The organism is Streptococcus oralis (assembly GCF_003943415.1).
GTDB lineage: Bacteria > Bacillota > Bacilli > Lactobacillales > Streptococcaceae > Streptococcus > Streptococcus oralis_BJ.
Window position 1 is genome coordinate 76,291 of sequence record NZ_RJPK01000002.1, and the last position, 18,891, is coordinate 95,181.

An 18,891-nucleotide genomic window follows, 5' to 3' on the forward strand; every position below is an offset into this window, starting at 1 on the left:
CCCCGTTGAGAAGACCAAATGGTCTTCTCTTTTTCTATCTATAAAATAAAAAAACATCCATAAATTTACATGGATGTTCTGGTATACATCTATAAATAAGATAATCATTGAGGATATGTGTTTTCAAATTCAACTACGATTTCAAGGAAATTGTCAGCAAAAACTATAAAGCTTTTTTCTTATATGACTATCTCTTGCGATGGAAGTTGCTCTTCTTCTCGTATCTTCAAAGCTAGTTGAGTTCAAGGGATAGTCCATCTGCAGTTTGTTTTCATGCATCTCTTTTCTAATCATCAATCTCCTCCTCCCACAGTTGAATTTCTAAAACATCTGCAACCTCTATCAGCCTATATCCCTCGTTTGTTCTAATAGATAAGGTTTTAGAGGACAACTCTTTCACTTCACCAATGATAGTGGTTTTCTGTTTCTTTTCCTTGACAACAAAACATCCCTTCAATTGACCAACATAAAGCTGAGAAAGCAAGAGTAGCTTCTCAACTAAATTCAAATTCGTCGAAAAATCAACACGTTTTTTTTCTTCGCTAAGCGAGCTGGTATGCTCTGAGAGAAAAAAGCCCATCCACTTCTGCATCCCTGGATCTTGATAGTCACGCGCAGATTGAAAGGGTAAATAAGAACGATCAATCATTTTAGTCCGTCTAATCCTCCAGCAGAATGCCCCCCAATCAGCTTGCTTCTGGCAAGACTCCTAGAGGCTTCTTCCAGTGCATTGGCCTTTAAGAGGGAGGTAAAACCAAATTGTTTCCGAATGGAGTCAATGGCTGTCTGGAGCCTTTCTTCTTTTTCTAGCTTATCAACATCATCAAAGAGGGAAATCAAGCCAAAGGACTCATCCACAAATCCTGAATAATTGACTCCGACACTTCTGACCGCTCCAGAAGTGTATTTATTATGAAATAGCTTCAAAACATAATCCGTTAAGATAGCCGTATTATTGGTAGGTTCGACCTTCATTTGTGTGTGAATAGACGGCCTGACCTCCTGTTTAGAGAAACCAAGATAGATAGAGACAAGGGTTGTTTTCTTTCCCGCCCTTCTCAATCTAATAGCCACCTGCTCTGCCATTTCTCGGAGAATAATTTCGATATCCCGTAACTTCACGTAATCTCTCGGTAAAATTTGAGAATTTCCCAATCCCTGGGACTTGGCTTTATAGGGCTTATGAACATTGCTCTCATCAATCCCGTTAGCATGAAACCACAAACGCAAGCCAGCCTGACCCAGAACTTTCTTTAGCTGGTCGGGATTGCTGGTTGCCAATTCCTTGATGGAAAAAATCCCCAGAGCATGCAAGCGTTTCTCCATCCGCCTGCCAATCCCCCAAAAGTCCGTCATCTTGGGAATGGCCCAGACCTTCTCTTCCACATCCTGATAAGACCAATTGGCCCTCATGGTCGGGGTGTGTTTGGCCTCATTATCCAGTGCCAACTTGGCCAGTAAGGGATTGGCATTGGACATACCTACCGTAGAGTAGATCCCTGTCTGCCTCCAAATATCCCTCTGGATACGAGCAGAAAGCATATCCAGCTTGTCTTTGCGAGAGAGACTCTTGTCTGGGATGAAATAGTTGAGCGAACTGGTCAGATCGATAAAGCCCTCATCGATAGAGTAGGGATAAATATCATCTGGGCTACCATAGTTTTGAAAGATTCGTTGGATTTCCATATTGACTGCGATGTACTCATCCATCCGAGGAGGGACAATCAAGGTAACTTGGGCCCAATCTTCGATGTAGCGAACATAGTCTGAGTCAGTTGGCAAGCCTTGCTTTCGAGCATTGTAATAGGAAAATTTGCGCGTTTTGATATCAAAAGGCAGATCATAGGCCCGACCAACATTTGACTTGCCAAAAATCTTCTTAAACATGGGAGAGGAGGCTAGGATAAGACCAGTTGAATTATCCGCGCGACTCATGACACAAAGTGAGGTCTTCAGCGGATGCAATCCCCTTTTCACACACTCGACACTGGCATAAAAGGATTTCATATCGACAAAGGCAATATCACTTTTGGGCTCTCTGGAATAATCAAAGTAGCCCATAGGCTAGCCCTCCATTGGCACAAAATTCCCAACGATAATCCCCACAATTCGAGGATCTTCCTCATAGGAGATGAAAATATCCTTGTATTTGGGATTGATAGAGACCAGACGCAAGCCATCTTCCTCACGATAAACCCGTTTGATATAGGTCTGGTTGTTGCAAACCACTGCATAAACCGCCCCATCATAATCAAATCCTGTTTCCCGAATCAGAGCCACGGAACCATTTTGATATTTAGGTTCCATGGAGTCCCCAGATACCCAGGAAGCAAAATCATGGGCTAGCTCTTCATTAAAGTAGACGGTATCAAAATTTCTATCGTCATATACCGAAGCCCCGATCCCTGCTGACATGCGTTCATAGACATGATACTCGTAGAGACGCTCTGGCATGGTCGCCACTTTCTGAATTTGTTCCTCTTGAGCCAAGTTGCGAGCATAAAGAACAACCTTTTCCTTCCCTTTGTTAGATAAGCTATTATAAAGACGGACAATCTCAATCTGGGTGAAATATCCTTTTGCTACTTTTAAAATCTTCTCCAGCTGAGCAACTTTCTCCTGGGACGGTTCCTTGATGCCACGCTCCCAAGCTGAATAAGCCTGAAAACTAATCCCAAGCTGCTCTGCAATCTCTTTTTGCGTCAGTTTTAGCTCTTTTCTCCGAGCCTTGAGCTTTTCTGGCTGATACAATACTTCACCTCCTAGTGTGATGCTTTAATGAACATTATCTCCCTTAGAAAGATAAATCGACGGTTGAGCTTACACTTTCAAAACTCAACCAATTTAGTTTAGTTTTATTATATAAAAAAAGTGAACGATTGTCCACTGGGAAAAACAAGTTTAAACAGCACCACTTATCTATTCTGAACAAAAAAGACATCCAAGAGAAAATTCTTGAATGTCTGGAAAGATTATAACTCCATTAACCTTTTCAATAGACTGGAATTGATGATATTATGGTCTCCTTATCTCAAATATTGCTGTATGAACCCACTCATTATGAATTTGTAAGTCATTTTCTATCATTCTACTAAAGGTGAAGCCATTTTTTAAAAGCACCCTCTGAGAGGCTAGATTACCCGTTGCCGTTCCTGCAATGATTCTATTGAAACCATAAGTCGTGAAGGCTTTTTCTAAAACGAGTTTAACCGCTTCGCTGGCATAACCTAAATTGCTAACATTTTCCCCAATCCTATACCCGAGTTCTGCTGTATTTCGATCACTCTCTAAGACACTTAAATTGATTCTCCCGACCATAACGCCTTGCGAATCTCTAATAAGATGCATATAGACATCACGATTCGTTTGTTCCGTTAACAATTCCCTTGTAATTTCTTTAAAACCTTCTAAATCAAAATAGTTAGCTGGTCTAGGAGGTAAATTTCGCTCAAAATACTCCCGATTTTCTTTTTCAAAAGCATATACATCTAGACTATTTTCTTCAGACAGCAACTCTAAACTTATCATTTCAAATCCTCTCCCATCATTATCTACATTCAACATTTTCTCATGTTTACACAAAGTGAAATCTACAGAATTTGAAGAGATTCTTTTGTTCTCTATATAGTTTCTACATTATAACACAAAATACTATGGGTAAGCATAATATTCAAGGCGCCAGACCAGAAAAACGAGCTGGAGTGGCGCTTAAGGAAACTTCTGGAGCACTAACGCACAGCGATACAACTCAGATTTATGTCAATACTTCTAATGTAGACCCCCTATCTGCTGGATAGGGTAAATTTAGGGCAAACTTTTGTAGAAAGTACAGAAAAAAGCACCCATAAGGTAAACTTTTGAGTGCTTTGAAACGTTGATAGTATCGTATTGATTAACGTTTTGAGGCAACTGACTCTGTCAGGTTGCAACCACATTTGTAAGCGACTAAAATCGCAACAACTATGTCAATTGCACCAATTTAAGTATGAAAGTACAAAAAGAACACCCCGAAAGGTGCTCTTTGTAAGTATCGTAATTCTTTCGAATTAACGTTTACTAAATTGTGATGCTTTACGAGCTTTCTTAAGATCTGGTTTGAAAAGTATGGGTTTCAGTTGGGTTAAAAACAGCACAATATCAAGGATTTTCAGAACGTTATCTACTGATTCATTTCATAAAACTTGAATCAATATTTTTTAAATAGGGGAATTTCTTAACGCATAACTTTCAATCCTATCCTCTTCCTTCTTATCCTAATAAAGTTTGTAATATTGGAATAACAACGATAAATAGAACCGTACTTAGAGTCACTACATTCGTAGAGAATTCCACATCTCCTTTTCCCTGATTAGCAAGGATTGGGAGAACAGCTAAAGCTAGTGTAGCAGACTGAATCATAAAGGTCTTAAATTCTACTGTCGCCATATTTGGTGCAAAGAACTTCAATACAAGAAGCATGATTAGAGGAGCTAGGATAAAGCGTCCAACTAAGGTGACAATTGTATCTTTATCAAAAGTAATAGTTTTCAAGCCTGCCTTTGTAAGAACGATACCAATATAAATCAGAGATAGGGGAGTGACGATATTTCCAACATAGGTTAAGGTATTCGTTGCGAAATCTGGAATAGAGATTCGAAGAATCAAAAATAGTAGAGCCACAAGAAAACCTACAAGCGGAGCTGGTAGCAATTTCTTCCAGTCAAATTTACTTGTCTCCTTGCTTTGACCCGATTTACTGTCACTCGTCATCAAATACACGCCCAATGTCCAGGTGGAAATCGTGTTGGTGATATAGTAAATTAAGAAATATGGAAGAGCCTGATCCCCAAAAAGAGCAACGTTTAAAGGTAAACCAATAAAAATAGTATTGGCATTCACAAAGGTATTAATCATGGTTCCTCGCCGTCCTGGACGAACCTTGAAAAGCACAACTGCAATATAAGCTACGATATATCCCAATTTAAATGCTACAAAAGTATAAAGGAGGCCTCCAGAAAGACTGATTAGCTTATCTAGCGTTAGGTATTTCATCACCGACACAAAGATTGACCTGGCAAGGCTACATTCATGATTAAACGAGATAGGTTAGGTCCAAAGGCATCTCCAAACCATCCCTTCACCTGAAGAATATACCCCAAAACAATGATAGCGATAATCGGAATGATACTCGTAATCGAGGTTAAAAAGAGTGACATAGGTATCCTTTCTAAATTACTTAAGTCCACAGCCCATACAAATCTGTCGCTAGTGAAGGATAGACAGCAGCAATGAATTATTTATACTCTGGATACCACTTCAAATCACGAACGGCTTTGACCATATCTGTTTCCTTAGCGCGTGCAAGACCTTGCTCTTGTGCTTTTTTAGCGACTGCTTCTGCTACTTTAATAGAAACATCTGCTACATACTTGAACGGCGGCAAAACAGGAGCTCCTGGTTGGCCTGGATTGACAATACCACTCAATGAATGAGCCGCTGCTCCAATCATTTCATCAGTTAAAAGACTTGCTTCAGAAGCCAGCATACCTAGACCAAGACCTGGGTAAATCAAGGCATTATTGGCTTGACCAATCACATAGTCGACACCTTTATAAGAAACTGTATCAGCAGGAATTCCTGTTGCGACAAAAGCTTTTCCATCTGACCATTCAATCAAATCTTTGGCACTAGCTTCTGCTAGTTTGGTTGGATTTGACAAAGGGAAGATCATCGGACGCTCTGTATTTTCACACATAGCTTCTACTATTTCTTTAGTGAAGGTATTAGGCTGAGTAGAAGTTCCTACAAGAATGGTTGGCTTCACAGTCTTTACTACTTCAAGCAGGTCAGTCAACTTGTCTGCGTTACTAAAGTCAGCACGTTTCTTAGCAAAGGGTTTTTGTTCAGGAGTTAGGTCATCCATGTCATCAAAGAGAAGACCTTGTTTATCAACCATAAAGAAACGTTTATACGCTTCTTCTTCAGAAAGACCTTCACTCACCATTTCACGAAGAACACGAGAGGCAATTCCTGCACCCGCAGTACCACCACCATAGCAGAGATAAACTTGATCTGTTAATTTTTCACCACTAATATCCAGTGAACCAAAGATACCACCCAAGGTAACGATTCCTGTGCCTTGAATATCATCATTAAAGGTCGGAATTTGTTTCCGGTATTTTTCAAGAATATTGGCAGCATTCAAGCGGCCGAAGTCTTCCCAGTGAAGGTAGAGTTTAGGAAAGAGACGTTCGGCTGTTTGAACAAATTGGTCAATAAAGTCGTAGTAACGATCACCACGAACCCGTTCATGACGATTTCCTAAGTAATTAGGATTGTTACGAAGTTCTTCACGGTTAGTCCCTGCATCAATAACTAAAGGAAGGACCATAGAAGGATCGATTCCAGCAGCACCCGTGTAGACCATCAATTTCCCAACTGAAATATCTACCCCATTTGTTCCCCAGTCTCCAATTCCAAGGATTCCTTCTGCATCTGTTACAACAATGAGACGAATCTCGCGATTCCCAGCAGCATTTTTCAAAGTGGCTTCAATATTTTCAGGATGATTGATATCAAGATATCCCGCATATTGGGGATCTACAAAGAGGTCACTATAGCCTTCAATGGTATCTGCAATGGTTGGATCGTATACAATTGGATTGAATTCCTCCAAATGATGAGAAAAGAGGTAATAGAAAAGAGTCCGGTTGGTATTAAAAATTTCCATTAGGAAAAGACGCTTTTCCAAATCATTGGCTTTTGTTTGCATTTGCGCATAAGTTTGCGCCGCTTGTTCTTCAATGGTTTGAACATACGGTGGCAGTAAACCAATAAGGCCTAGTTCCTTTCGCTCCTCTAAGGTAAAGGCAGTACCTTTATTGAGGAAAGGGTTGTTTAAAATATCATGTGCAATCATAGTGCAACCTCCTTTTTACTTCTATTATACCACTTAAAACGAATCGTTTGGAAAACTTTGTTGTTTGAAAAATACAATTGTGTACGCATATGTTATAATGAGTCTACGAGAACAATTTTCTAATAAGCTCTTTTATACTTAAAACACCATTATTAATGACACTTTAAGTTGTTATATTTTATAAAATTCTGAACTCATAAAGCTCTCAATGATCACTCTTTACTAAAAGTTTCGAGCAAAAGAAACTAATCATACAAATTGGCAATCCGAATTAAAATAAATATCATATAAGTTTGTTATGCAATACTTTGTATTTTTTAAGATGTTTTTTTGTCATGCAAAACTTGTATTCTATTTATATGACGAATAAAAACTATTTACAACAATATATTTCCCAAAAAGTGAAATATTTTCGAACACAGAAAAAAATGAGCCAGGAAGAACTTTCGGAACAAGCAGGACTTGGGCTTAAGTATATCAATCAACTTGAAAACCAAAATGTGAATCTGACCATTCACAGTCTTGAAAAAGTGATTGTCGCCCTAGAGATGACTCCAGAGGAATTTTTCAATTTTGATAGCCTTGAATCAACCTCTGATACGACCAACAATCTTTCACTCAAAAGAATCAACATGAAGATTAAACAGCTCCCTATTGATAAACGAGAAAAGATGTTGGTCATTTTTGAAAGTATCTTAGATAACCTTTGATATCCCTGACTCACTTACATTTTAACCGGTGAATACTCGTATAGTCAAATTGTAGGATACGGATAGAAAGTATTTATCTGGTGATTTCCACTTATTTTCCTTCTCCAACTAATGAAAGTGTGAGCCCATATGAATTTAAAAGATCTACAATATTTTTATGACCTCTGCCAGCTTCAATCCTATACGGAAGTAGCAAAACAACATAAAGTCAGCCAACCATCTATTTCTTATGCCATCAAGCGCTTAGAGGAATCTTTTAATTGCAAATTGATTCACCATGATCCCTCGCATCGTTCCTTCAAACTAACTCCTCAAGGACAAATCCTTCTGAAGCATACAGAACTGATTTTACCTGAGGTCATTTCTACTCGCAAAGAAATTAATCGCTCTTTGGCGCATTGCTCCACTGTAGGATTCCCTCCTATTATCATTCAGTATCTTTTCTCTGTCTTAAATAAAGAAACTGAATTTGATTTTTTAAAAAAGGTACGTCCTATTCGTGGTGGATCCGTAGAATTATTAAATCTTCTCCTTAGGGGAGAACTAGATGCGAGCTTACTCGGATTGATTGAACCACTCAATCATCCTTCAATAGAGACACATGAACTCTTTCATAAAGAACTGTATGTCGTTTTATCTAAGAACCATCCTCTTGCTACTGCTCTTTCCCTCACTTTTGAAGAATTAGTAGATCAATCCTTTATACTTTTAGACGAACACTTTGTTCACCTGAAAGCTTTTGAGCTACTTAATCAAAAGTATCAAAACAAGGCAGAAATATTCTTTAAGACTGATGACATTGTCATTCTTAAAGAACTTTTAAAGAAAGAGATTGGCGTTAGTTTACTGGCTGATATCGCACTTTCTGATGAAGATGATGATTTAATAAAAATCCCTCTAATACCGGAGGACCAGATAACATTTACAGTTTATTATGCTTATCTCAAATCAGCTACACTGTCATCAGAAGTAGAAGCCTTATTTAATCTCATTAAATCATATGAATAGAAAAAAACTCTAACTATCAACTACCTGATAGCTAGAGTTTTTTACATTATAGGTATTAGACTAAAGTACGAAGAAATAGGATATGATCGCCGAATTTTTCATTTACCTGATACCATTCAACGAGATTCCCAATTATAAATCTACAAAGTGTCGATAAAAAAGAACACCCCGAAAGGTGCTCTTTGTATGTATTGTAATTCTCTCGAATTAACGTTTACTAAATTGTGATGCTTTACGAGCTTTCTTAAGACCTGGTTTCTTACGTTCAACTTTACGTGAGTCACGTGTAAGAAGTCCTGCGCGTTTCAATGAATCGCGGAAGTCTGGGTCTACTTGAAGAAGGGCACGAGCGATACCGTGACGGATAGCTCCTGATTGACCAGCGTATCCACCACCTACAACGTTAACGAAAACGTCGTATGAACCTACAGTTGAAGTAACTGCGAATGGTTGGTTAATAACGAGACGAAGGTCAGCGTGTGGGATGTACTCTTCAACATCCTTTTTGTTAACAGTGATTTTACCAGTTCCTGGAACAAGGCGAACGCGTGCAACAGCGTTTTTACGACGTCCAGTACCTGCATATTGTGCTTGTGACATACTTTATTGTTCCTTTCCTTAGATAAGTCCTGAAATATCAAGAACTTCTGGTTGTTGTGCAGCGTGAGTGTGCTCAGCTCCAACGAATACTTTCAATTTCATACCTTGAGCGCGGCCAAGAGTATTGTGTGGAAGCATACCTTTAACTGATTTTTCGATCAAACGTACTGCATTTTTAGAACGAAGTTCACCAGCAGAGATTTGTTTCAATCCACCTGGGTGGTTTGAGTGAGTGTAGTAGATCTTATCAGATGCTTTTTTACCAGTCAATTTAACTTTTTCAGCATTGATAACGATTACGAAGTCACCTGTATCAGTGTGTGGTGTGAATGTTGGTTTGTTTTTTCCGCGAAGTACGCTAGCAACAACTGCTGAAAGGCGTCCAAGAGGTACATCAGTTGCGTCAACAACGTACCATTTGCGTTCTACTTGGCCTGGTTTAGCCATGAATGTAGTTTTGTTCATGATTTCTCCTATATGAATATCGTTTTTGTTTACAGGGCGGATGTTCCGGTCCGCGGGGTATTTGAAAGGTTCCGGGGCCTTACAAATGGGGTAAACAATACCGTCTACTATCATACCAAATTTTACTACTAAAAGTCAATAGATATGAAAAATATTTTTACCGATTTCGGTGTTTAACATCTAGAAAAACCTCGCTTTTGCGAGGCTCTCCTATTTGTAAGCTAAGGCACGTTTAAAGGTTTTCCAGATTCCCAAATCATCCGTTTGAAGGACTAGGCTGGCATACATACGTCCGATAAAGACTGTTGCAGTGACTGCAAAAGCAACCGTAATGGCAAGAGAAATCCAAGCTTCCAGACCACTTGCATAACCATTTATAGCTCTAAATGGCATAAAGAAGGTCGAAATGAAAGGAATGTAGGAACCAATTTTCAGAACTAAATTGTCACCAGCGGCACCTAGAGAAGTTACCCCCACAAATCCTGCTATAATCAAGATCATCAACGGCGACAAGGCCTTTCCTGAATCCTCAGGGCGAGAAACCATGGATCCTAGGAAGGCTGCCAAAACAACGTACATAAAGAGACTAACCAAGACAAACAATAAGGTATTGAGCGAGAAGGCCTCTCCCAAGTGGTTTAAAATACCAGATTGTGCCAAGATAGGGATATCTTTAAAGAGCAGAATGGCAGCAAGTCCACCCACGACGTAAATCCCAATATGGGTCAAAATCACAAGAAGCAGAGCCAGCATGCGAGCGTAGAAATAATGACTAGCTCTGATACTAGAGAAGACCACTTCCATGATTTTGGTTCCTTTCTCGCTGGCTACTTCCTGAGCAGTGACGCTAGCATAAGTAATCAAAATCATATAAAGGAAGAAACCAAGCCCTGCGGCCGCAATGGTTTGAACAATTTTTTTGTTTTCCTTAGATTCATCAATCTTCTCAGTAAAGTCAACAGTTTGACTCAAGCGTTTCTCCTGTTCTTGAGACAAATTGGCTGCTGAGCGATTGAGTTGGTATTGCAGTTCATTTAACTTATTGGTTACAGCTAGTTTGATGCCACTTTCAAGAGAAGTTTCACCGTGATAGACGGCTTTGATGACACTATCCTCTTGATCAATAGTTAGGTAACCCTTGATTTTCTCATCCTTGACAGCAGCTTGGGCACTGGCTTCATCCTTATAATCAAAGTTGATACCATTAGTACCCTTGAGCCCTTCTTCCACAGATGGCACTGTTGTTACTACTGCTATCTTGCTATTCTTGGCCATAGAAGAATTTTGGAGATAGCCAATTCCTACAGATAAGGCTAAAAAGAGGAACGGCGAAATCACCATAAAGAAGAAACTCCACGACTTGACATGTCGAAGATAGGTTTCCTTCATTACAATCCACATATTTCTCATACTTCCACCCCTGATTCTAGTTTAAAGATTTCATCGACTGTTGGAGCTTGTTGGTCAAAGGTCGCGATGTACTGACCTTGAGTCAGGATTGGGAAGAGTTCCCTTCCAGCGCTCTCATCATCGAGGATTAATTTCCAACTGCCTTGCTTGGTTAAGCTCACCTGTTTGACATGAGGAAGTTTTTCCAATTCTTCCTTGCTTCGTTCACTTGAAACAAAAAGACGTGTTTTCCCATATTGATTGCGAACATCCTGAACTGGTCCATGCAAGACCACACGCCCATCACGAATCATCAGGATATCATCGCAAAGTTCCTCAACATTGGTCATGACATGGTCAGAAAAGATAATGGTCGCACCACGCTCTTTCTCTTTCAAGATGACCTGCTTGAGCAACTCAGTATTGACTGGATCCAAACCACTAAAAGGCTCATCCAATATAATCAAATCTGGTTCATGGATTAGGGTGATAATCAACTGAATTTTCTGCTGATTCCCTTTGGAGAGGCTCTTGATTTTGTCGGTCAATTTACCCTTCACTTCCAGTTTTTCCATCCATTGAGGGAGTTTTTCCTTGATCTCCTTAGCATCCATGCCCTTTAGAGTAGCCAAGTAACGAACTTGCTCAAGGACTGTCAATTTGGGCATGAGGCTACGTTCCTCAGGCAGATAGCCAATCCGAGCGTAGGTTTCCTGACGAATCTCCTGCCCATCCAGACTGATCTCTCCTTGATAGTCCAAAAATTTCAACATACTGTGGAAAATCGTTGTTTTCCCAGCACCATTTTTCCCGACCAGTCCCAAAATTCGTCCTGGACTTGCCTGAAAATCGACACCAAACAAGACTTGCTTGGAACCGAAACTTTTCTCTAGATTTCTTACTTCTAGCATTTTCCACCTCCGAAATATGTTGCACTTATTATACTCCTTTTTGATAGCCTTTACAAGGATTTATGTACATTTTTATCTTGTTCATCCTTCCTTAAAAACTAAACTCTCTAAAGTTTTTGAGTACCCAAGTGATAGAACAATTATAGCCCATTAAAGTGCATACAGGTGCTCTTACTCCCCAATTGTTCATTTTTGATCCTGAATTGTCATTTTGAAAAGCAAAAATCCACCCCGAAGGATGGATTGATGGTTTAACGCACTTCTGCATTCACTTTTTCTTCGAGTGATGCTTGGATTTTTTCCATGTAGCGAGCTACTTCTTCATCGGTCAGGCTATCTTCTGGATTTTGGAAGGTCAAGCTATAGGCCATTGACTTCATGCCAAGTCCCAATTTCTCACCTGAGAAAACGTCAAAGAGTTTGATATCTGTCAAACGTTTCACGCCTGCAGCTTGGATAGCGTCCACAACTTCTTGGTGAGTCACTTCTGCCTTGAGGAGTAGGGCCACGTCACGGCTGACTGCTGGGAATTTCGTGATTTCCACAAATGGGGCAGCAGGTTGGAGCGCAGCTTCGATGGCTGAAAGGTTCAGTTCAGCTACATAAGTCTCTGAAATATCGTAAGCCTTAGCAGTGACTGGATGCACTTGGCCAAGGAAACCAAGAACTTGGCCGCCGAGTGAAATCACGGCTGTACGGCCTGGGTGAAGGCTAGCAATCTCAGCTGTTGCTGTATAAGTTACTTGGAGTCCCAAGCGAGTAAAGAGCGCTTCTAAGATTCCCTTAGCATAGAAGAAATCAACTGGAACTGCTGCTGTTTGGAAATCTTTTTCTGCAACCAAGCCGGTTAAGGCAAAGGCAAAACTGTTGATCTCATTTGGTAGGTCTTCTTTTGGATTGCCTGTTTGTTCAAAGACTTTTCCAATCTCATAAAGTGCCAAGTTTTTGTTCTTACGAGCCACGTTGTAGGCCACCGTATCCAAAATACCTGAGATCATATTTTGGCGGAGGACTGAACGTTCCACAGTCATTGGCCACATGAGTTCTGTAAGGTTACTTGGTTGAGCTGTAAACTCAACTGCTTTTTCAGGAGTTGTTAGAGCGTAGGTGATGATTTCTGTCAAGCCTGCCCCTTCAGCGATAGTACGAACTTGACGGCGAAGTTTTCGTGTCGCAGTCAATTCACCTGCTGTACCGTCATCTTTTGGAAGACTAGTTGGCAAGCGATCATAACCATAGATACGAGCGATTTCTTCAAAGAGGTCCGCTTCGATGGTGATATCCCAGCGACGACGGGGTACGCTGACGGTAAATGATTCTGCATTACCAGAAAGGTCAAAGCCAAGACGACGGAAGACATCTTCGACATCAGCATATGAAAGCTCCGTACCAAGGACGCGGTTAACGTCTGCAAGAGTAGAAGAAACTTCCACATCAGAGGTATCAAGCCCACCTGCTGAAACGATACCTTTACGCACCGTCGCATCTGCAAGCTCAGCAATCATGCTAGCTGCAGCATCAAGGGCTTCATTGACTGTTGCCACATTGATCCCTTTTTCAAAGCGAGAAGACGACTCAGAACGAAGATTCAAGCGACCGCTGGTCTTACGGATAGATTTGCCATTGAAAACAGCAGCTTCAAGGACAACACGACTAGATTTTTCAGAGATTTCTGTTGCTTGACCACCCATGACACCCGCAAGGGCGACTGGCTTGTCAGCAACAGTGATGACTAAGTCATTTGCTTCCAACTCGCGTTCTTCACCGTCCAAGGTCACCAATTTCTCACCAGCACGTGCTTCACGTACACGGATGTCAGTCCCTTCAAAGGTATCCAAGTCAAAGGCATGCATAGGTTGACCAAAGTAGAGTAGGATATAGTTGGTCACGTCTACGACATTGTTAATCGGACGGATGCCTTCGTTCATAAGGAGATTTTGCAACCATTGTGGACTTGGTGCAATCGTCACATTGTCCAAGATACGAGCTGCATAGTAAGGTGCCTTGTCTGTGTCAATGCTGACAGAAAGAGCATCTGTAGCGGCTTGGTCTGTTTCTGCAAGAGAAAACTCTTTAAAGCTAACTGCCTTGTCATAGATGGCTGCTACTTCGTGCGCTACGCCCCGCATAGAAAGGGCATCTGCACGGTTTGGTGTGATAGAAAGTTCGATGATTTCATCATCCAAGTCTAGGTAAGAAAAGACTTCGTCCCCAGGAACAGCATCTTGAGGCAAGATTTGAATGCCATCTGCAAATTCCTTTGGCACAACTGAGTCAGAAATCCCCAATTCACCAAGTGAACAGATCATCCCAAGCGACTCTAAACCACGGATTTTTCCTTTTTTGATTTTGTAGTTGTCAGCTATGCGAGCTCCTGGAAGAGCCACCATCACCTTGATACCAGCACGCACATTTGGGGCACCACAAACGATTTGACGAGCTTCTTCTTCGCCAACGTTAACCTGACAAACATGAAGGTGAGTTTCTGGCACATCTTCGCAAGACAAGACCTCACCGACAACAATTTTTGAGAGACCAGCAGCCGGTGATTCGACACCTTCTACCTCAATCCCTGTAGTTGACATTTTCTCAGCCAACTCTTGTGATGGCACATCAATGTCCACCAATTCTTTTAACCATTTATAAGATACTAACATAATTCTGATTGTAAGATCCCACCAAGTAAGACCTTTTCAATTCCTTTCTTTTTCTTCGAGTCAGTCGTTTCTTTTTTAGCTATATGAAATGTGAGCGACTGTATCGGACTGTGTTTCAGGTTTCAATCTTATTTAAACTGTTCTGAGAAGCGGACATCCCCTTGGTAGAAGCCACGGATATCATTGATACCATAACGGAGCATGGCTACACGCTCTTGACCAAGACCAAAGGCAAAACCAGAGTACACAGTTGCATTGATACCACTCATCTCAAGGACACGTGGGTGAACCATACCGGCACCCATGATTTCGATCCAACCTGTTTTCTTACATACGTTACAGCCGTCTCCGCCACACTTGAAGCAGGAAACATCCACCTCAACAGATGGCTCTGTGAATGGGAAGTAAGATGGACGCAGACGGATCTGACGCTCTTCACCAAACATTTTTTGCACAATCAACTGAAGCGTTCCTTGAAGGTCAGCCATAGAGATATTTTTCCCAACAACCAAGCCTTCGATTTGGTGGAATTGGTGACTGTGGGTCGCATCATCCGTATCACGACGGAACACACGCCCTGGCGAAATCATCTTCAAAGGACCTTTTGAAAAATCATGGGCATCCATGGCACGAGCCTGAACCGGAGACGTGTGAGTACGAAGCAAGATTTCTTCTGTAATGTAGAAAGTATCCTGCATATCGCGGGCTGGATGATCTTTCGGAAGGTTCATACGCTCAAAGTTGTAGTAGTCTTGCTCCACTTCAAAACCATCCACGACTTGGTAACCCATCCCGATGAAAATATCTTCGATTTCTTCACTAGTTTGTGTCAAAACGTGACGGTGACCAGTCGCAACTGGACGACCTGGAAGTGTCACATCGATGCTCTCACTTGCTAGTTGAGCTGCAACTTTCTTTTCTTCCAAGAGCTTTGCCGTTTCTTCAAAGGCAGCTGTCAAGACATCACGCGCTTCATTGACGTGTTTCCCGATGATTGGGCGCATCTCAGCCGAGACATCCTTCATCCCTTTAAGAATCTCCGTAAGCGAACCCTTTTTACCAAGGACAGAGACACGTAAGTCTTGCATCTCTTTTTCATTTTCAGCAGTAATCTGCTTCAAGCTAGCCAGCGTTTCTTCTCGAAGCGCTTTTAATTGTTCTTCAATAGTTGACATAATTCCTCCATCAGTCTCTCGTAGATAAAAAGAAAACCACATGCCAAAAACTCCACTCGGAGCGTTGACACGCGGTACCATCCGTTTTCATCTGACAAGTCAGACCTTCATTTCTAAATCCATGCGCAAGTGAATTCACCCAGCTTTCATATAGAGAGCTTGCAGTCACGGCTCTCCTCCCTGATATACTTCCCTTGAGTTACTAGTCTTGCGGATTCCTATTCAATTACTACTTAGTTTATCAGATTTTTAGTTAAAAAACAAGTTAGATTAGACTAATTTCAGTATAAAAAGGAACAAGACACAATGCATCACCTATTTGCAGGGTCTGTTTCATCTGCTTTCCTTTTCAATAAAAGAGTTGCTGCTTGATTAAAACCATCACACCAGTTATACCATTTTGCTTCATACTCATCTTGAGCTAGGATACGGTCTTTTAAATCAAAGACAGAGTAAATCTTTCTTTCCTCGCAAGCTTGCGCATAGAGATGATACAGTTCGTCGCCACCATCTCTATCCCACTCAGCAGAAATCGTATTCCTACCTGCCAATAAAGCCTGATAAGCCCTGTGATACCCATCTGTAATTAACAAGTAATCTCCGAACGCAAGAATACTGATTGGAGCAACATTGCTCATTTCTTCCGGCTGATAAAGCATCTGGATATCTTGTAACTTCTTTTCTGATAAGTATAGTTGAGTCGGATGGAGATCTGTTATATTGACTTTCATTTCTTTCTCCTCAAAGGAATTTGATACTCACTTCTGCTTGCCTTTAAATCGCCATTGGAAACGGAGTTTGTCATAGAAGGGAAACTCGATAAACAAGACTCCCAAGCCCACACAGAAACTGCCAAGAACATCTGATGGGTAGTGAACTCCCAGATAGACCCGAGATAGAAGCACACTGGCCAGGTAGAAGCCAAGGACGATTTGCACAATTTTTCTCCAAACCGGATCTTTAATCCGTTGACTGAGAATGACAATCAGAGTGCCTACCATCAAGGTTACAGCCAGAGAATGTCCGCTTGGGAAGGAAAATCCCTTCTCCTCGACTAAGTGTAAGATAGCTGGTCGTGGGCGCTGATAAATATTTTTAAAGGTCACGATTAAAAGACCGGCTAAGGCTAGATTACCCGCCATGAAGTAGCTTTCTATCTTCCACTGCTTACGATAAAAGATAAAGGCTGCAATGGCAACCCAGGTGATAATCACCGGGATATCAATCAAATGCGTAAGGGCACGGAACAGAACTGTCAAATAACTTGGCAAGTCCCCACGAATAGCTGTCTGAATCGGTTGATCAAAACCGACCAGCGTTTCAGGATAGAACTTAACCATATAGCCAAGAAGGACGAAAAGTAAAAGGGCAAAACTGCCCTTCATTAAAGATGTTTGTTTATCTCTCATAATGTTTTAAGGTTGATTTCAAGAGGACGTATAACAACCAGAATGAAACGGCAAAGATTACACCTTCAATCAAGTTAAAAGGTAATACCATGGTCATGAGGTAGTTGGAAAGTCCCAAAATTTTTCCAATATCAAAGTTAGCAAACTGCGCGTACAAAGGAACAGCATAAACATAGTTGAGAACCAACATCGCAGCAGTCAATCCGATGGTTCCCGCTAGAGATGCTAGTAGGAAACGAAGAGTGCTACGTTCCTTTTTCCAAATCAAGCCAAAAGCGATAACAAAAACTCCCAAAGCTACGATATTCATTGGCAAACCAATGTAGGTGTTCACTCCTTGGCTATTCAGAAGCAACTTCAAGAGTGAGCGAAGCAAGAGGATTCCTAGTGCAGCTGGCAAATCCATCACCACCAAGCCCACAAGGACTGGCAAGATACTAAATTCAATCTTGAGGAAGGTCGCCGCTGGCAAGAGCGGAAAGTCAAAGTACATCAGCACAAATGAAATGGCTGATAAAATCGCAATGGTCGAAAGTCGACGTGTGTTTGTCATAACAGGTTCCTCCAATTTTCTATAAAATCAGAAGAAGTTGGAAAGGGTCCCTCTATCTATTCTCACTTTTTATATCCCAAAAGTTCCCTCTCACTCTGTTGAGCAAGCGGTTGCAATTTATCTATAAACTCATCAGAACAGACAAAGCTATTCTTTCGTCTTCTCCCATCCAGACTATACTGTCGGTTGTGGAATCGCACCACATCAGCTTGCGCTCGCGGACTTATTTGGCTAAGATATTTTAGATTTATCTAGGCGTCGCAGTCGAAGATAATACTTAAAGTATATCGAGACAAGACAACGAAGAGTAAGCCAAAATAGCTAGTCAAATTTACCGCCGGTCGGGAATCTCACCCTGCCCTGAAGACCTTTTCATCATAACAAAAAACGCTTGCATTTGCAAGCGTTTTGTTTATTTCAATTTATCAACTTCATAAGTATGAACAAGCTCCAAACCAGCAAAATGTTGCTGACGAAGAGCCTCATAGACAATCATACAGACCGTATTGGAAACATTGAGACTGCGAACATGTTCATCATTCATAGGGATACGGAGAGCTTTCTCTGGATGTTCACGCATAAAGTCCTCTGGCAAGCCTTTATCCTCACGGCCAAAAAGAAAATAATGGTCTTCGTCAGTTGATAAATCTGCCTCAGAATACACTTTCTCTGCAAATTTCGAAATCAGATAGAGTTTTCCCTTCATCTGAGACATAAAGTCTGCCAAGTTATCATAAAAATGAATCTCTAACTTATCCCAATAATCCAAACCTGCTCGCTTCATCTTGCGATCATCAATGGGAAAGCCCATTGGCTTGATGATGTGGAGGGGAGAATTAGTCGCAGCACAGGTGCGCGCGATGTTCCCAGTATTTTGTGGAATCTGAGGTTCAAATAAAACAATGTGATTTGTCATAATTGGCTTCCTTTTATCATTGCAAAAAAATAGCCACACTGCCCGGAGTCAAGCTCAGCAAACAGCGTGGTTAAGGCATCGTTAACTTACCTCACAACAGGTCTGAAGTAAATCAGCGAAACTACTTTCTTAGTATAACACTTTCAGAATCAATGTCAATAGAAACGACTTGATTTTTTTACTTTTTTTGATGATATTTT

General features: G+C 41.0%; 18 protein-coding genes, 2 pseudogenes and 1 riboswitch. Of the genes and pseudogenes, 3 read left to right on the plus strand and 17 right to left on the minus strand.

Going from position 1 to position 18,891, the window contains the following annotated elements:
* Window positions 1-153 precede the first annotated feature (153 nt).
* The 5 genes from D8801_RS09810 to D8801_RS03000 all read right to left on the minus strand — a co-directional run bounded on the left by D8801_RS09810 (window position 154) and on the right by D8801_RS03000 (window position 3,528).
* Entirely contained in the window at window positions 154-294 is a 141-nt protein-coding gene (locus tag D8801_RS09810; RefSeq protein ID WP_185758488.1) for a hypothetical protein, read from the minus strand.
* Window positions 287-649: a hypothetical protein gene (locus D8801_RS02985; RefSeq protein WP_084976018.1), complete on the minus strand. Its 363-nt coding sequence runs from the start codon at window positions 647-649 to the stop codon at window positions 287-289. Before D8801_RS02985 ends, D8801_RS09810 begins: the two co-directional genes overlap by 8 nt.
* Window positions 646-2,061: a Y-family DNA polymerase gene (locus D8801_RS02990; protein WP_125847768.1), complete on the minus strand. Its 1,416-nt coding sequence runs from the start codon at window positions 2,059-2,061 to the stop codon at window positions 646-648. Before D8801_RS02990 ends, D8801_RS02985 begins: the two co-directional genes overlap by 4 nt.
* 3 nt (window positions 2,062-2,064) lie before the next feature.
* Window positions 2,065-2,751 (minus strand): LexA family transcriptional regulator, encoded by a 687-nt coding sequence (locus D8801_RS02995; RefSeq protein ID WP_125847770.1) that lies wholly within the window; start codon window positions 2,749-2,751, stop codon window positions 2,065-2,067.
* Window positions 2,752-3,015: 264 nt separating this feature from the next.
* Entirely contained in the window at window positions 3,016-3,528 is a 513-nt protein-coding gene (locus D8801_RS03000) for a GNAT family N-acetyltransferase (RefSeq protein ID WP_125848198.1), read from the minus strand.
* 146 nt (window positions 3,529-3,674) lie between these two features.
* Here D8801_RS03000 and D8801_RS03005 point away from each other — a divergent pair.
* A pseudogene (locus D8801_RS03005) lies at window positions 3,675-3,797 on the plus strand (site-specific integrase); the annotation flags it as partial.
* A 451-nt stretch (window positions 3,798-4,248) separates the two neighbouring features.
* Here the strand turns inward: D8801_RS03005 and D8801_RS03015 are convergent.
* Together D8801_RS03015 and D8801_RS03020 are read right to left on the minus strand one after the other, a co-directional pair.
* Window positions 4,249-5,195: pseudogene (locus tag D8801_RS03015) on the minus strand (AEC family transporter).
* Between the two features lie 77 nt (window positions 5,196-5,272).
* Complete coding sequence (locus D8801_RS03020; protein ID WP_125847772.1) at window positions 5,273-6,898, minus strand: malolactic enzyme; 1,626 nt, start codon at window positions 6,896-6,898, stop codon at window positions 5,273-5,275.
* 359 nt (window positions 6,899-7,257) lie between these two features.
* On the opposite strand from D8801_RS03020, the gene D8801_RS03025 reads away from it, so the two are divergent.
* Both D8801_RS03025 and D8801_RS03030 read left to right on the plus strand, forming a co-directional pair.
* A complete protein-coding gene (locus D8801_RS03025; protein ID WP_125848200.1) occupies window positions 7,258-7,608 on the plus strand; it encodes a helix-turn-helix domain-containing protein in 351 nt (116 codons plus the stop codon).
* 129 nt (window positions 7,609-7,737) lie between these two features.
* Window positions 7,738-8,616 carry a LysR family transcriptional regulator gene (locus tag D8801_RS03030; protein ID WP_125847774.1) on the plus strand — a complete coding sequence of 293 codons (879 nt, stop codon included), beginning with the start codon at window positions 7,738-7,740 and terminating at the stop codon, window positions 8,614-8,616.
* Window positions 8,617-8,823: 207 nt separating this feature from the next.
* Here D8801_RS03030 and rpsI read toward each other — a convergent pair whose 3' ends face one another.
* The 10 genes from rpsI to D8801_RS03080 all read right to left on the minus strand — a co-directional run bounded on the left by rpsI (window position 8,824) and on the right by D8801_RS03080 (window position 18,691).
* Window positions 8,824-9,216 (minus strand): 30S ribosomal protein S9, encoded by a 393-nt coding sequence (gene rpsI, locus D8801_RS03035; RefSeq protein ID WP_000075973.1) that lies wholly within the window; start codon window positions 9,214-9,216, stop codon window positions 8,824-8,826.
* An 18-nt stretch (window positions 9,217-9,234) separates the two neighbouring features.
* A complete protein-coding gene (gene rplM / locus D8801_RS03040; protein ID WP_061418105.1) occupies window positions 9,235-9,681 on the minus strand; it encodes a 50S ribosomal protein L13 in 447 nt (148 codons plus the stop codon).
* A gap of 210 nt (window positions 9,682-9,891) precedes the next feature.
* Window positions 9,892-11,091: an ABC transporter permease gene (locus tag D8801_RS03045; protein ID WP_125847776.1), complete on the minus strand. Its 1,200-nt coding sequence runs from the start codon at window positions 11,089-11,091 to the stop codon at window positions 9,892-9,894.
* Window positions 11,088-11,981: an ABC transporter ATP-binding protein gene (locus D8801_RS03050; protein ID WP_125847778.1), complete on the minus strand. Its 894-nt coding sequence runs from the start codon at window positions 11,979-11,981 to the stop codon at window positions 11,088-11,090. The genes D8801_RS03045 and D8801_RS03050 overlap by 4 nt, the downstream gene beginning before the upstream one ends.
* Window positions 11,982-12,232: 251 nt before the next feature.
* On the minus strand, window positions 12,233-14,638 hold the full coding sequence (gene pheT / locus D8801_RS03055; protein WP_125847780.1) for a phenylalanine--tRNA ligase subunit beta: 2,406 nt from the start codon (window positions 14,636-14,638) through the stop codon (window positions 12,233-12,235).
* A 128-nt stretch (window positions 14,639-14,766) separates the two neighbouring features.
* Window positions 14,767-15,813 (minus strand): phenylalanine--tRNA ligase subunit alpha, encoded by a 1,047-nt coding sequence (gene pheS / locus D8801_RS03060; protein WP_125847782.1) that lies wholly within the window; start codon window positions 15,811-15,813, stop codon window positions 14,767-14,769.
* A gap of 311 nt (window positions 15,814-16,124) precedes the next feature.
* Window positions 16,125-16,544 (minus strand): chromosome partitioning protein ParB, encoded by a 420-nt coding sequence (locus tag D8801_RS03065; RefSeq protein ID WP_125847784.1) that lies wholly within the window; start codon window positions 16,542-16,544, stop codon window positions 16,125-16,127.
* A gap of 27 nt (window positions 16,545-16,571) precedes the next feature.
* On the minus strand, window positions 16,572-17,222 hold the full coding sequence (locus tag D8801_RS03070; protein WP_125847785.1) for a phosphatase PAP2 family protein: 651 nt from the start codon (window positions 17,220-17,222) through the stop codon (window positions 16,572-16,574).
* Window positions 17,212-17,775, minus strand: coding sequence for an ECF transporter S component (locus tag D8801_RS03075; protein WP_125847787.1), 564 nt, complete (start codon window positions 17,773-17,775; stop codon window positions 17,212-17,214). Before D8801_RS03075 ends, D8801_RS03070 begins: the two co-directional genes overlap by 11 nt.
* A gap of 153 nt (window positions 17,776-17,928) precedes the next feature.
* A riboswitch (FMN riboswitch) is annotated at window positions 17,929-18,147 on the minus strand.
* A gap of 40 nt (window positions 18,148-18,187) precedes the next feature.
* Complete coding sequence (locus D8801_RS03080; protein ID WP_125847790.1) at window positions 18,188-18,691, minus strand: tRNA (cytidine(34)-2'-O)-methyltransferase; 504 nt, start codon at window positions 18,689-18,691, stop codon at window positions 18,188-18,190.
* Window positions 18,692-18,891: the final 200 nt, after the last annotated feature.